15 protein-coding genes are annotated in these 13,820 nt (G+C 60.1%); 7 read left to right on the top strand and 8 right to left on the bottom strand.

The features are described 5' to 3' along the window. Position 1: 1 nt before the first annotated feature. The 5 genes from ILT42_RS04015 to dctP form a co-directional block, all read right to left on the bottom strand. Complete coding sequence (locus ILT42_RS04015; protein ID WP_204214020.1) at positions 2-850, bottom strand: shikimate dehydrogenase; 849 nt, start codon at positions 848-850, stop codon at positions 2-4. Between the two features lie 59 nt (positions 851-909). Beyond that, positions 910-1,359: a type II 3-dehydroquinate dehydratase gene (gene aroQ / locus ILT42_RS04010; RefSeq protein WP_204214019.1), complete on the bottom strand. Its 450-nt coding sequence runs from the start codon at positions 1,357-1,359 to the stop codon at positions 910-912. Positions 1,360-1,387: 28 nt separating this feature from the next. Next, positions 1,388-2,689: a TRAP transporter large permease gene (locus ILT42_RS04005; protein WP_204214018.1), complete on the bottom strand. Its 1,302-nt coding sequence runs from the start codon at positions 2,687-2,689 to the stop codon at positions 1,388-1,390. After that, positions 2,686-3,204, bottom strand: coding sequence for a TRAP transporter small permease (locus tag ILT42_RS04000; protein ID WP_204214017.1), 519 nt, complete (start codon positions 3,202-3,204; stop codon positions 2,686-2,688). The genes ILT42_RS04005 and ILT42_RS04000 overlap by 4 nt, the downstream gene beginning before the upstream one ends. 88 nt (positions 3,205-3,292) lie before the next feature. Then, positions 3,293-4,285 carry a TRAP transporter substrate-binding protein DctP gene (gene dctP, locus ILT42_RS03995; protein ID WP_204214016.1) on the bottom strand — a complete coding sequence of 331 codons (993 nt, stop codon included), beginning with the start codon at positions 4,283-4,285 and terminating at the stop codon, positions 3,293-3,295. 194 nt (positions 4,286-4,479) lie between these two features. On the opposite strand from dctP, the gene ILT42_RS03990 reads away from it, so the two are divergent. The 3 genes from ILT42_RS03990 to ILT42_RS03980 all read left to right on the top strand — a co-directional run bounded on the left by ILT42_RS03990 (position 4,480) and on the right by ILT42_RS03980 (position 7,777). Then, on the top strand, positions 4,480-5,148 hold the full coding sequence (locus ILT42_RS03990) for a GntR family transcriptional regulator (RefSeq protein ID WP_204214015.1): 669 nt from the start codon (positions 4,480-4,482) through the stop codon (positions 5,146-5,148). Beyond that, positions 5,145-5,825 carry a GntR family transcriptional regulator gene (locus tag ILT42_RS03985; protein ID WP_204214014.1) on the top strand — a complete coding sequence of 227 codons (681 nt, stop codon included), beginning with the start codon at positions 5,145-5,147 and terminating at the stop codon, positions 5,823-5,825. Before ILT42_RS03990 ends, ILT42_RS03985 begins: the two co-directional genes overlap by 4 nt. A 65-nt stretch (positions 5,826-5,890) precedes the next feature. After that, on the top strand, positions 5,891-7,777 hold the full coding sequence (locus ILT42_RS03980; RefSeq protein ID WP_204214013.1) for a bifunctional sugar phosphate isomerase/epimerase/4-hydroxyphenylpyruvate dioxygenase family protein: 1,887 nt from the start codon (positions 5,891-5,893) through the stop codon (positions 7,775-7,777). 102 nt (positions 7,778-7,879) lie between these two features. Here the strand turns inward: ILT42_RS03980 and ILT42_RS03975 are convergent, their stop codons facing one another. Further along, the gene (locus ILT42_RS03975) at positions 7,880-8,362 is read right to left on the bottom strand and encodes a DUF3597 domain-containing protein (RefSeq protein WP_229428341.1); all 483 of its coding nucleotides are present in this window, start codon (positions 8,360-8,362) and stop codon (positions 7,880-7,882) included. Positions 8,363-8,517: 155 nt separating this feature from the next. Between ILT42_RS03975 and ILT42_RS03970 the strand changes: the two genes are divergently transcribed. Both ILT42_RS03970 and ILT42_RS03965 read left to right on the top strand, forming a co-directional pair. Continuing rightward, on the top strand, positions 8,518-8,697 hold the full coding sequence (locus ILT42_RS03970; protein WP_204214011.1) for a hypothetical protein: 180 nt from the start codon (positions 8,518-8,520) through the stop codon (positions 8,695-8,697). Positions 8,698-8,849: 152 nt separating this feature from the next. After that, positions 8,850-9,716 (top strand): aldo/keto reductase family oxidoreductase, encoded by an 867-nt coding sequence (locus ILT42_RS03965; protein WP_204214010.1) that lies wholly within the window; start codon positions 8,850-8,852, stop codon positions 9,714-9,716. Between the two features lie 66 nt (positions 9,717-9,782). Here the strand turns inward: ILT42_RS03965 and ILT42_RS03960 are convergent, their stop codons facing one another. Next, positions 9,783-10,541 carry an SDR family NAD(P)-dependent oxidoreductase gene (locus ILT42_RS03960; RefSeq protein ID WP_204214009.1) on the bottom strand — a complete coding sequence of 253 codons (759 nt, stop codon included), beginning with the start codon at positions 10,539-10,541 and terminating at the stop codon, positions 9,783-9,785. 261 nt (positions 10,542-10,802) lie between these two features. Here ILT42_RS03960 and ILT42_RS03955 point away from each other — a divergent pair, with 261 nt between their 5' ends. Continuing rightward, the gene (locus ILT42_RS03955) at positions 10,803-11,645 is read left to right on the top strand and encodes an MBL fold metallo-hydrolase (RefSeq protein ID WP_204214008.1); all 843 of its coding nucleotides are present in this window, start codon (positions 10,803-10,805) and stop codon (positions 11,643-11,645) included. 91 nt (positions 11,646-11,736) lie between these two features. On the opposite strand, the gene ILT42_RS03950 is transcribed toward ILT42_RS03955, so the two are convergent. Further along, the gene (locus tag ILT42_RS03950; RefSeq protein ID WP_204214007.1) at positions 11,737-12,540 is read right to left on the bottom strand and encodes an IclR family transcriptional regulator; all 804 of its coding nucleotides are present in this window, start codon (positions 12,538-12,540) and stop codon (positions 11,737-11,739) included. A 98-nt stretch (positions 12,541-12,638) separates the two neighbouring features. On the opposite strand from ILT42_RS03950, the gene ILT42_RS03945 reads away from it, so the two are divergent. Beyond that, complete coding sequence (locus ILT42_RS03945) at positions 12,639-13,814, top strand: acyl-CoA dehydrogenase family protein (protein WP_204214006.1); 1,176 nt, start codon at positions 12,639-12,641, stop codon at positions 13,812-13,814. Positions 13,815-13,820: the final 6 nt, after the last annotated feature.

The raw sequence follows: 13,820 nt of genomic DNA, 5'->3' as shown, positions 1-13,820 counted from the left end.
GTTACATATCCCTGAAGTGCGCGAGCATGCGATCCGCATCCGGCTCACGGCCTGTAAAGAGCCTGAAAGCCCCGACGGCTTGGAAAACCGCCATGCCGCCTCCGGACATGGTGCGGCAGCCTCGGGCGCGGGCCACGCGAAGCAACTCCGTTTCCAGGGGAAAATAGACGATGTCGGCAACCCAGAGATCCGGGCGCAGAAGGTCGGCCGACAGGGCCATGCCTGGATGTTTCGTCATGCCGAGCGGCGTCGTGTTGACGAGGCCGTCGGCCGCCCTCAGAGCCTCCACGACAGAAACATCTGTCGATGCGCGGGCTCGGCTGAAGCGCCCGCGCAAGGCCTCTACAAGGTTCCTGGCGCGACCGGAGTCGGTATCGATGATGACAACTTCGCCCACACCGAGCGTCAGGAGAGCGTGAGCGACGGCGGCGCCGGCGCCGCCAGCGCCGAATTGAACCACGCGGTCGCGGCGCACATCCGGCAAATCACGCCGGAAGGATTCAGCAAAGCCCCACCAGTCGGTATTGTGTCCTACGCGCCGACCGTCCGTCAGCACCACCGTATTGACCGCACCCAGATTTGCCGCGTCAGGCGATAAGGCATCGAGCAGGGGTATGATCGACTGCTTGCAGGGATGGGTAACGTTCAGGCCGGAAAAACCGAGCCGCTGTGCGGCCGCGAGAATATCCGGCAGCGCATTGGCATGAAGTCCCAGCGATTCCAGATCGATCAGCTTATAGATGTAACGCAGGCCCAGCGCGGCACCTTCGCGCTCATGCAGCGCGGGCGTCCGCGACGCCTGGATGCCGGCGCCGACCAACCCGACCAGAACAGAGGGCGCGTCCCACATGTCGGAAGCTTTGTAGGCTGAGGATCTGAAGCCGGGAGAGTGCCCTCGAGACACGGGGATCAGGTCTTTGACGGAGCGGCGCCGATCATGTCGAGCAGCGCCCGAACCGCGATGGCGTAGCCGCTGGTGCCGAGACCTGCGATGACGGCCGTTGCAACCGGCGACACGTAGGATTTGTGATAGATTGGCTCACGCTTGTGAATGTTCGAGATGTGCAACTCGATGATGGGTCCTTGAAACATCTTCAACGCATCCATGATGGCCATGGATGTGAACGTGAAAGCGGCTGGATTGATGATGATTCCGCTACCTTCATCGATGGCCTCATGCACCCACTCGATGATCTCATACTCCCTGTTGGATTGACGAAAGACCACGGTCCGGCCAGCGGCGGCCTCCCGGCAGGCCGCCTCGACCTCCGTCAGAGTGGTGCGACCGTAAATCTCTGGCTCGCGTGTTCCGAGGCGATTGAGATTGGGACCATTGAGAATGTAGATCGAGGCACTCATGACGTCGTTTCTTTTACGGTAGAACCGATCATCCCTGGTAGCCGAAAAGGCGCGGGAGCCAGAGAACGGTTTCAGGCACGAAGGTGAGAATTGCGAGAGCGACGATCATGGCGAAGAGAAAGGGAAGCGTATCGCGGACGATGTACCGCAGGGGCTCCCCTGAAATGTTCGCCATGATGAAAAGAAGCAGGCCGTAAGGCGGCGTGATCAGGCCGATCATGATGTTCACCACCACCACGACGCCGAAATGCACGAGATCGATGCCGAGGGCCTGGGCGGTTGGAACGAAAACCGGGACCACGATGAGCAGGATCGCCGTTCCCTCCAACACGCAACCCAGCAGGAGAAGCAGGATATTGACGAGGATGAGAAAGCCGACGGGAGATAGGTTCCAGCTTGCGAGCAGAGCCTTGACGCCCTCGGGGATGTTCTCGACCGTGACGACATAATTGAACACAAGCGCACCGGCTATCAGCATGCCGATCGATGCGGTCGTGCGGGCGCTGACGGCCAGCGACTGATAGAAGGCACGCCAGCTCACGCTGCGATAAAGGCCAGCCGAGATGATGAGCGCATAGGCCGCTGCCACCGCGGCAGCCTCGGTCGGTGTCATCACGCCGCTGTAAATCCCTCCGAGGAGCACGACCGGCATCATCAGAGACGGGAACGCCGCCCACGTGATCCGCGGGAGTTCGCGCAAGGGGACCGGTTTCTCGACCGGGAAGTTCCTGCGGCGCGCCGTGACGAAGACGATGATCATCTGGCTCAAGGCCATTAGCAGCCCTGGGATCACGCCGCCCAGGAATAAGAATCCAATCGAGGCGTCGGAGACGAGAGCGTAGAGCACCATCGGGATCGAAGGCGGGATGATGGGCCCGATGACGGAAGAGACGGCCGTCAAGGCTGCAGCATAGCTGGCCGGGTAGCGACCGTCACGGGTCATCATGACCTGCATCATGCGCCCCGTTCCGGCGGCATCGGCGATCGCCGAACCGGACATGCCTGCGAAGATGATGCTCTGCAGGATGTTGACGTGGGCCAATCCCCCGCGGAAGCGCCCGACCAGCGCGTTGCAGAAGGCCATGAGCCTGTCGGTCATGCTGCCAATATTCATGAATTCGGCAGCCAGAATGAACAAAGGCACGGACAGGATGATGTAATTGGAATACATCCCGTTCAAAAGCTGCTCGGCAGCGGTTCCCATGTCCAGGCCGGCCAGGAACAGATACAGGATGGAGCCCGCGATCATGGCGTGACCGATGGGCAGCCCAAGAAAGGCCAGAAGCGTGATCGCGACGATGGCGAGCGAGAAGGGGCTTGTGAGGTTCATACGCCGGAACTCGCCTTGGTGGGATCGAACTCCTCCGGTGCCACGCCTCGTAGGGCCTGCCAGCCGAGCCAGATGTATCGAACGATGCTGGCCACCACGAAGATGATATAGATCGAGAACAACCAGTCGAAGCGGATCTTCAGATAGCTGGTCCTCTCCACTTTCATGAAGGTGACGTAGTCCAGAACTGATGGAAACGAGATGGCATAGAGCGTGACCAGCGCCACGGCCGTGATGACGCACATCACCCGTCGGGCTCTGGGCCCGACCGATCCGTAGATGATGTCGAAGCGGATCTCTTCCTTCTCGGTGACGACGACGGCTGCTCCCCACAAAACGAGCCATATCCAAAGGATCGCGCTCGCCTCATGCGTCCAGCCGATGGGCAGGCCGAGTACATAGCGAAAGACGATTTGGAGGAGGAAAGCCAGAAACATCGCTGCCAGCATGGCGGCCGCGACGTTCTCAGCCCGTCGAGCCAGCCACGAGCCGGCAGCTCTCAACCCTGCGGTCATGGGGATCCATCCCTCATATTACTCGAATGGGCGATCAGGATGCGGACAGCCGCCGGAGCTTTCATGTCCGGCGGCCATCGGAAAGGCGCTACAGGGCGTTGATCTTGTCCAGCATGCCGGGCGTCCAGGCCTTTGCCAGATCCGACGCGAGATATTTCTTCTGGGCGAATTCGCGGAAGGCCTTCAGGTCAGGCGTGTAGACGTTGAGACCCTTCTCCTTGAGGAAGCTGACGAGTTCGGCCTCCTTCTTCAGGTGTTCCTGGGTGCTCCATTCGATCGCCTTGTCGGCCGCAGCTTGAAAGGCGGCTTGTTTCTCCGGCGACATGGCGTTCCAGACCTTATTGGAGACGGCCAGCAGATCGAAACCGACCAGATGAGAGGTCAGGGCCACCTGCGACATCACCTCGTAAAACTTCATGTTCTGTACGTTTGGGAGCGGATTGTCCTGTCCGTCGATCGCGCCCGTCTGCAAGCCGGTATAGACCTCCGCATAGGCCATCGGCGTCGGGTTCGCGCCGATCGCCTGCCCCAGGAACTGCCAAGCATCCCCGCCGGGCATGCGAAGCTTGATCCCGGCCATGTCGTCCGGCGTGTTGATCTTCTTGGTAGGCTTCAGCCCAACCTGACGGGCTCCGAAATAGGTTGCGCCGAGGATATGAATGCCCAACTGGTCCGATGCCATCTTCTTGAGCTGCTGCCCGACGTCGCTGGCAAACACCTTCTTCAAGTGATCGGCGTCGCGGAACAGATAGGCGGAGGTGACGATGGACCAGCCTGGGATCTGGTTTGAGATGTCCTGCGGGGCAATGTTTCCCATCTCCAGGTTGCCGCGCTGCATGGCAACGAGCTCGGTGCCCTGCTTGAACAGGTTGCCGCCGTAATAGGGCTGAAGGTTGAAGCCCTGAGCCTTAACCTCCTCGCCGAACCGCTTCATCATCTCAGCCCGGATGTCCTGCTCCGAAAACACTGCCGAGAACCGGAGGTTCGCAGGAGATTGGGCTGCGGTCGGCCCCGCCGCGCTCCACGCCAGCAAAGCCGCGCCTGCCGCCACCAGAAAGCGGCGATTGATTTCAAATGCCATGAGTTCCTCTCCTTGTCGTGCCGCGCAGTCCGCTGCGTCTTAGGTGCACTATCGGCTCCGACAATCTTTAAATCAATAGTCATTATTGAAATCATCTGATATTTTGGATTTAAACATATTTCTTAAGGCATGGCGGATTGGCGAAGGGTCGGGCAAACCTTAAGTTCCGGGGACCTTCGGGTCGTGGAGAGCAGATGAGCATCGAGTTGCTGGCGACATCCATTGCGGATCGGGCCTATGATCGGATCCGGACCGATCTCGTGTTCGGTCGCCTGGCGCCGGGAGCGCGCCTCAGGCTCGACCGGATGTCCGGCGAATATGGCACGAGCGTCAGCACGTTGCGGGAGATCCTGAGCCGGCTGTCGTCGGAGGGCCTCGTCATCGCGGAGGGGCAGCGGGGCTTCCGGGCCGCCCCCGTTTCGCCAGCGGGGTTTGAGGATGTCGCCGCGATGAGGCTCCTCCTGGAAACCTATGCTCTGTCCCTCTCCTTCGCGGCGGGGGATCTGGAATGGGAGAGCCGCGTCGTGGCCGCCCATCACAAGCTCTCCTTCATGGAGCGGCGAATGCTTGCCGGGGACCAGGCCGGCACGGAACTTTGGAAGCGGTACGACCGGGAGTTCCACCAGTGCCTGATCGAGGCCTGCGGTTCTCAGACCTTGCTCGATCTCTATGGCGGCGTTTTCGACCAATATCTGCGCTACCAGATGGTGGCTGTCGTGTTTCGTGGAGAGATCGCGGCCGAGGAGCATCGCGTGCTGCTGAACTGCGCCTTGACCCGCAACGCCGAGGAAGCCTGCCGGCTGCTCACACAGCACGTCAACGGATGCGTGGCCTACACGCTCGAGAGCGGAGCGCTGACATGACCGGCGATCTGCAGGCCACCGCTCCGCCCTCGACGGTCGGCGAGAGCGCCTACCAGAGGATCCGGGCCGACATCATCTTCGGCCGTCTTCCGCCCGGCAAGAAGCTGAAGCTCGAACGCCTGAAGGCGGATTATGGGGCGAGCGTCAGCACGCTCAGAGAGATCCTGAACCGCCTTCACTCCGAGCGGCTCGTCGCGGCCGAAGGCCAGAAAGGCTTCGAGGTGGCGCCTGTCTCCATTTCGAACCTGCGGGAGATCGCAGCCCTGCGTCAACTCCTCGAATGCCGCGCCCTCGAGCAATCGTTTCGGGCCGGCGATATGGATTGGGAAGGACGTGTCGTCGCAGCCCATCACCGCCTGGCCCGAATGGAAGGCCAGATGGCCGACGGGGACAGAAGCCACACCGAGGAGTGGAAGCGGTATGATTGGCAATTCCACCAGGCTCTCATATCGGCCTGCGGATCGAGGATGCTGATCGACAACCACGCATCCGTCTTCGACAAGTATCTGCGCTACCAGATGATTGCCCTGAGCTATCGCGGCGAGGTCGCCGCGAGGGAGCATGCTCTTCTTCTCGAATGCGCTCTTGCCCGCGACGCCACCCGTGCCTGCGAGATTCTAACCCACCATGTGGCCGGTGGCGTCGAGCATGCGCTTGCGACGGGCACGATCACCTGAACGGAAGGAGCGCGCTCATCGGGCGTCTCGCTCCCACGCCTTTGAGAGAAAGTGGATCGACGATCATGCGCACAGCCATTGCCACCGTTTGCCTGAGCGGGACCCTTACGGAGAAGATCGCAGCCATTGCGGCCGCGCAGTTCAAGGGCGTGGAGATTTTCGAGAACGATCTTCTGTCCTTCAACGGAACACCTGCTGATGCGCGACGCATGATCGAGGGGCTTGGTCTCGAGACAGTCACATTCCAGCCTTTTCGCGATTTCGAGGGCATGCCGGAGCCGCAACGGTCCAAAGTCTTCGCCAGGGCCGAGCGCAAGTTCGATGTCATGCAGGAACTCGGCTGTGACCTGCTGATGGTATGTAGCAGCGTCTCACCGGACTCGCTCGGCGGGATCGAACGTGCAGCCGCAGACTTTCACGAGCTTGGGGAGCGAGCCGCCAAGCGGGGCATGCGCGTCGCCTTTGAGGCATTGTCCTGGGGGCGGCACATCCACGATTACCGCGATGCCTGGGAGGTGGTGCGGCGCGCCAGCCATCCGGCGGTCGGGCTTGTTCTGGATTCCTTTCATGTCCTGGCCCGTGGGACGGACCTCTCGGCCATTCGCTCTATCCCGGCCGACAGAATATTCCTCGTGCAGATGGCCGACGCACCGAAGCTCGACATGGACTATCTCTCTTGGAGCCGTCATTACCGCTGTTTTCCAGGCCAGGGCGACCTTCCCATCGACGCGTTCATGGATGCTCTCCATGCAACTAAGTTCGATGGCCTCTTGTCCCTCGAGATCTTCAATGATCGTTTCCGGGCCGGTTCCGCCCGTAGCGTCGCCATCGACGGGCAACGCTCGCTCATCGTCATGCTCGACGAACTGCGCCATCGCACCGGAGCACCTCTTCCCAGTGTTCCGGAACTACCACCTAAAGCGGTCTGTTCGGGGATCGAGTTTCTCGAATTCGCCGTGGACGAGCGCAGCGCGGTGTCATTCGAGCAGACCATCAGCGGGCTCGGATTTCAGAAGGCCGGTCGTCATCGTTCCAAGGCCGTGACACGCTGGCGGCAGGGCGACATCAACATCGTCGTCAATGCGGAGAAAGAAGGTTTCGCTCATTCGTTCAATATAACGCATGGGACCTCTGTCTGTGCCCTAGCGCTCCGCGTCGATGACGCACCGGGAGCCGTCAGCCGTGCCATCGCTTTGCTGGATCAGCCTTTCCAGCAGCCGGTCGGCCCTGGCGAGATGGATATCCCGGCGGTCCGAGGTCTCGGAGGCAGTCTTCTTTACTTCGTTGACCGACGAACCGGATTGGATCGGCTTTGGGATGTCGATTTCGAGCCCGTGGAAGCAGACGACTTCACAGGGGCCGGACTGAGATCCTTCGATCACGTCTCGCAGTCGATGCATTATGAGGAAATGCTCACCTGGCTCCTGTTCTATTCCTCGCTTCTCGACGTGCGAAAGACACCGACTCAGACAGTGATCGATCCGGGTGGGGTCGTGCAAAGTCAGGCGATCGAGAGCCGTGACGGCGCATTGCGCCTGATCCTCAACGCGTCTCAGAGTCAGCGCACCTTGTCATCTCGCTTCCTCAGTGAACTTTTCGGGTCTGGCGTTCAGCATGTCGCCCTCGAGACCGGCGACATCGTCACCACCGTCGAGCGCTTGAAAGCGAATGGCGTTGAACTCCTGCCTATACCAGATAACTACTATGACGATCTTGAGGTGAGAACCGACCTCTCGATCGGTGAGGTCAAAAAGCTCAGAGAGGCCAACATCCTCTACGATCGCGAAAGCGATTCCGAGTACTTCCAGGTCTATACCGGAATCCTCGAGAGCGGATTTTTTTTCGAGATCGTGGAGCGTCGGGATTACAAAGGATATGGAGCCGTAAATGCCCCTATCCGGTTGGCCTCACAGACCCGCCTCGCAGCAACCCCGGTCGTCTCAGGTTTGTAAGGTGACAAAAGGCCTCGATCATGAGGGCTTAAAAGATTGGGCTGACTCCCTCGACACAGACAAGCTCCTGGCCAGACGGCCAGGAGCAGGGAGCATGAAGGATCAGCTGTGGTTCTTATGGCTATCTGGCACTTTGCCACCATTCTCTTCCAGCTTGTGCATGACCTGCTTGTGCAGCCAGACATTCATCGTGGCGGAGTCGTTCGTGTCGCCGGTGTAGCGTAACTCCTCGGCCAGCTGCTTGCGAGCGGACAAACTGCTGTCCATGTCGAGCAGCTTCATCAGATCCACGATCGAAGTCTGCCAGTTCAGCTTCTGGCCGGACTTGGAAGCCAAACCCGCAAGCGCCTTTTCCACGTCGACGGCCTGAGCGGGGGCGCTGGCCTGCGGAGCGGTCGCAGACGGGGCAGTGGGAACTGGAGCGGCTTGGCCCTCGGCGGCAGAGGGCGGCGCCGCCGCCGGGATGCTCGGCGCAGGAGCCGCATTAGCCGAAGTGGTGACGGATGGGGCTCCTTCGCCCTCCTTCTTGGGGTGGATCCCCTGTAGGTTCAGGATCTTGGTCACGATCGATCCGATTAAACTCATGGCAGAGCCCTCCATTAGGGAAATGTGCCTGAGGCACGACCTTGGCCTAACGTGAACTTCCGGGCTGCGTTCCCCATAAGGCCACGCTGAAACCGATCCGGAGCGAGGCTGTTGTCCCCCGGCAAGGGACATGTAGGCAGATGATGGATGTCGTTATGCCATTCGAAGATCCTCTCGATCCGACGGAGAAACTCACCTTCTCGCATGAGTATGTGGATGTGATCCTGAGACAATCCGTTCAACGTGAACTCTACCCCTTTCCCCTGTCCTTCAACCTTCAACGTCTCATCGATCGTATCGGTGCGGGCGAGCCGGATCCTGAGGCGGACGGTTAGGATCGAGCATCGAACGACCATGAAAAGATTAGGGACCTGCTTGGAGGTCTCGGCTTGGATTGTTCAAAAAATCGCACAGCCTGTACGCTGACGCTCTGTTCTTCGGACGATGGATCCGTCGTAGACAATGACCGTCACAGAAGGAAGCGACCATGAGCGTCATTGATCGGGCAGGCACATTTACCCTCGGCGACAGGACTGTAAGGCGGCTTGGTTACGGTGCTATGCAACTCGCCGGCCCGGGCGTGTTCGGACCTCCCAAGGATCGTGCCGCCGCCGTCGCGGTGCTCCGCGAGGCCGTTGCGCTGGGTGTCGACCACATCGACACCAGCGATTTTTATGGCCCCCATGTCACGAACCAGATCATCCGCGAGGCCTTGCATCCTTATAGCGACGACCTTTTAATCGTTACCAAGATATCTGCTCGAAGAGGCGAGGACGGCTCCTGGTTGCCGGCCTTCTCCCGTGAAGAACTGACACAAGCCGTTCATGACAACCTCAGGAATCTCGGATTGGATATCCTTGAGGTTGTAAATCTGCGTGCCATGTTCGACGTCCACGGGCCGGCCGAGGGGTCCCTTGAGGCTCCGCTGACGGTCCTGGCCGATCTGCAGCGGCAGGGCTTGGTGCGCCACATCGGCCTTAGCAACGTCACGGCTACTCAAGTCAAGGAAGGGCGTCGGATCTGCAAGATCGTCTGCGTGCAGAACCAATACAACTTGGTTCAGCGGGAGGATGACGGCTTGGTCGACGCCCTCGCGCAGGAGGAAATCCCCTATGTGCCGTTCTTTCCCCTCGGCGGCTTCAATCCGCTTCAATCCTCGACATTGGCAGACGTCGCCAATCGCATTGGAGCCAAGCCAATGCAGGTCGCCCTCGCATGGCTGCTGCGCCGGTCGCCCAACATCCTCCTGATCCCAGGCACATCTTCGGTGGACCACCTGCGCGAGAACATCGCTGCAGCCGATGTCCAGATCCCGCCAGGCGCAATGGACGAATTGGATCGGCTTTCCCACTAGACGGGCTTTGGAAGTATTGAGGGGTTGTAGCAGGCTTTCAGCCCCTCTCCCGTAAGGTCCAGCCCGTTACAGCGATCCGCCATCAATGGCGAGGGTCTGCCCGGTCACGAAAGTAGCCGCAGATGCCAGAAACAAAATCGATGTTGCAACCTCGTCCGGGGTTCCGATGCGCCCAAGCAGGGCGCGTTCGGCAGCACTCTTTTTGCGCTCTTCAGGCCAATCCGCGATCCATTCGGTCGATATCAAGCCAGGAGCGACAGCGTTGACACGCACATCCGGCGCGAGAGCCGTCGCCAAAGTCTTCGTCAGATTGATGAGACCAGCCTTGCTGGCCGCGTAAGCGATACTGCTGCCTCGCAAGCCCAATCCTGCAACCGACGCCGTATTGACGATAGCCCCGTGCGACGCCTTCAAGGCCGCCGAAGCGGCATGAGAGCATCGAAATGGCCCGATCAGGTTCGTCGACAGGATCTTCGCCCAGAACGGTTCCGTCATCGCATCAAGTTCCGAAAAGGGAATGGGACGGTGTGTTGCGGCCGTTCCGGCATTGTTGATGAGAAAATCCAATCCTCCCATCTCATCAATGGCGCGCGAGACGCAGGATCGCGCATCGGCCGCATCGGAAACATCACCCGGCGCATCGAGAACGTTGAGGCCCTCTCTTCGGAGGCGCCGCAAGGTTGCCACAGCAAGAGGATCGTCAGGCAGGTAGTTGATCGCGACCGTTGCGCCATTCGCGGCGAACAGTGAGGCGGTGGCAAGACCGATACCGCTGCTTCCTCCGGTTACAAGAGCACGTTTGCCTTTCAGATCCAGTGAGAACAACCATTCTCCCCCACAAGCTTGAGTGGATACCTGCTTTGTCCTGCTGCCCAGTCCCAGCCGGGATCTAACCGCATGTCTCTCTTGACCAGCTTAATCGGGTGCTGATAGACAGTCAAGACTAGTGGAAATAAATACCGTTAGATGGAATATAGCTAAACGTGGGTGCTAGTGTCGGGTCGGAGACGACCAAGGCAGATTGGGTGCAACTAGGTTTCGCGCGGATTTGCATTGCCATTGCAGTGTCGACGGTAAGGGAAATGGATGGCCTTCCTCACTGAACCTGCTCCCGAGCGTGGCGTAGCGCGCGAAATAGGACCTGGCATCCAGCGGATTGTCGCTCGCAATGCAAGCCTGATGACGTATCACGGAACCAACACATACCTGGTCCCAGGACCGTCCGGCTATACCGTGATCGATCCTGGGCCTGACGACTGCGTCCATGTGAACGATATCCTCGTGGCAGCAGGAGGACATATTGCGATGATTGTCCTCACCCATACCCACTCGGACCACCGCGGCGCCTGCGATGAACTGAAGGAGAAGACCGGAGCACCCGTCGCAGCGTTTCATGCCAGCGCAGCCCCAGACTTCACTCCGGACATTCCGCTCCATGACGGCGACGAGATTGCCGGGATGAGCGCTATCCACACGCCCGGCCATGCAAGCGACCACCTCTGCTTCGCCAGACCCGACGGAATCTTGTTCAGCGCCGATCACGTCATGTCGTGGTCGAGCACGATCGTATCTCCACCTGACGGTGACATGGCCGACTATTGCGCAAGCCTCCAAACCCTGCTGGAACGCAACGATGCCATCTATCTGCCCGGACACGGTCCACCAATCCGTGAGCCCAAATCCTATGTCGCCGGTTTGCTGAGCTACCGAATCGAACGTGAACGAGCCATCGTTGAAGCGCTGAAACTTTGCCCTTCCAACAGCTGGAATCTAGTGGACCGCCTGTACTCGAAAACGGATCCCTGGTTGAGAATGGCTGCCGAAAGAAACGTTGTTGCACATCTCCTGAAGCTCCGACGCGAAGGCAAGGTGGAGGAATGCTCTGAAATCTGGCGCTCGACGTCGCTCCAGAATGCGCATGTCAGCTGATCCACCCATGGCGGAATCGCAAGCCTAAGCAGTCAGTCACTTGTGGATGGGCGATGAGCACCGGCGTCTGACGTGATGATGGAATGGGCGCTCAGGCACTTCCCAGGGCTCGGCAGATGCGTGCGGCAAGTGCGACGAGGTCTCGTCCCACCGTTTCGAGCATATCGGTCTGGAGGATCAAAGCGGAGCCTCCACAGTTTAAGGCATAGGTTTGCGCGCCGTGAAGGATCAGCGGCACGCCGACGGAGTTGACCTCCTGCTTCCATTCGCCAACGGAGGTTACGAAACCGTGCCGCCGATACTGCTCGACAGACCGCTGAACGCCCTCTCGCATGAGAGTGCCTGTCTCATCGGACGGGCAGAGTTCTGCCAGGAGGCGTTCACGATCCGCCGGATCGAGGCTCGCGAGATAAGCCCTGCCCATCGCCGAGGTCGCCATCCTGATGTGGGAACCGACTTCGATGCCGATATGCAGAGGGCTCGAACCGCGGCAATGCTCGATGTACACCATCGTCCGGCCATCCGGCGCCCCAATCGCCACTGAGCATCCGACACGGTCCGCCAGCTCCTGCATCATCGGGCGCGCGACGTCGCGGATCGCGAGCCCGCCGAGAGCGGTGAAGCCGAGCGCCAAAGCTGAAACCGAAAGAGAGTAGCGCCCGGTGACGGGCGAGTACTCCAGATACCCGAGCCGACTGAGAGTGTAGGTCAGTCGTGAAATCGTGGACTTCGCGAGCCCTGTCCGGTCGGCGAGTTCCTGGTTGCCCAGGCCCACATCACCCCGCTTGAAGGCTCGAAGCACACTGAGGCCGCGTGCAAGCGCTGTCACGAAGCGCGGGTCCTGGTCGTCGGCGAGGGCCGCTGTCGCGACGACGCTGTCTTTTCGCTTCCGCATCGGCACCCTGCCAAAAACTATCACGACACCCCTTGACCTAATCCGCGGCAACGGGCAACGTCAATCACAGCTTTGGAATATAATTCCGCGAGGCGAAATTGGCAATAGATAGTGAAGTTTTTCAACAGCTTCTGGACACCGTGGAGCGTTTCGTCCGGGAAAAGCTCCGGCCGCGGGAGCTCGAGGTCGCCCTCAACGACGCCGTGCCGGCCGATATCATTCAAGAAATGCGCAACCTCGGTCTCTTCGGGTTGGCGATCTCCGAGGAGTTCGGCGGACTTGAGCTCAATCTCTCGGAGGAGGTGCAGATCGCCTTTCGCCTCGGCGGGACCTCGCCTGCATTCCGCTCGGTGATTGGCACCAACAACGGCATCGGATCGCAGGGCATCGTCATCGACGGAACGCCAGAGCAGAAAGCCTATTATCTGCCGCGCCTCGCGAGCGGTGAGCTGATCGGATCCTTCTGCTTGACCGAACCGGAAGCAGGGTCGGATGCCGGATCGCTTCGCACGTCTGCAAAGCGAGACGGCGACTCGTTTCTCATCACGGGCACCAAGCGCTTCATCACGAACGCGCCGCAGGCCGGCGTCTTTACCGTATTCGCGCGAACCGATCAGGACAGCAAGACCGCTTCGGGCGTCACGGCCTTCATCGTTGATGCTGGTCTGCCCGGCATAACGCTGGGCAAAAAAGACCATAAGATGGGTCAGCAGGGTGCTCATACCTGCGACGTCATCTTCGACAATGTTCGGGTTCCGGCAACGGCGATCATCGGCGGCGAGCGCAACTTGGGCAAGGGGTTCGCCACTGCGATGAAAGTGCTCGACCGAGGCCGCCTGACCATCGCGGCGGTTTGTGTGGGAATCGCCGAGCGGCTGATTGCGGACAGCTTGGCCTACGCAATGGAGCGGAAGCAGTTCGGACAGCCCATCGCGGAGTTTCAACTCGTCCAGGCCATGCTGGCCGACATGCGCACCGAGTGCTTTGCCGCGCAGTGCATGGTGGAGGAGACCGCTCGTCGCTTCGACGATGGAAAGACGATCGCCACGGAAGCGGCCTGCTGCAAGATGTTCGCCTCCGAAATGGTGGGCCGTGTTGCCGACAAGGCCGTGCAGATCCATGGCGGAGCCGGGTATGTCGCGGATTACGGGATAGAGCGGTTCTACCGCGATGTGCGCCTTTTCCGGATCTATGAAGGCACCACGCAGATCCAGCAACTCGTCATCGCGCGCAACATGACGCGCGAGGCTCGGCGGCACTCCGCCGCGAACTGATCGGAC

The sequence above is a fragment of the Microvirga pudoricolor genome (assembly GCF_016892705.1).
Taxonomy (GTDB): Bacteria; Pseudomonadota; Alphaproteobacteria; order Rhizobiales; family Beijerinckiaceae; genus Microvirga; species Microvirga pudoricolor.
The sequence above is the reverse complement of the archived record's forward strand: the minus strand, read 5'-3'. Positions and strand labels throughout refer to the sequence as shown.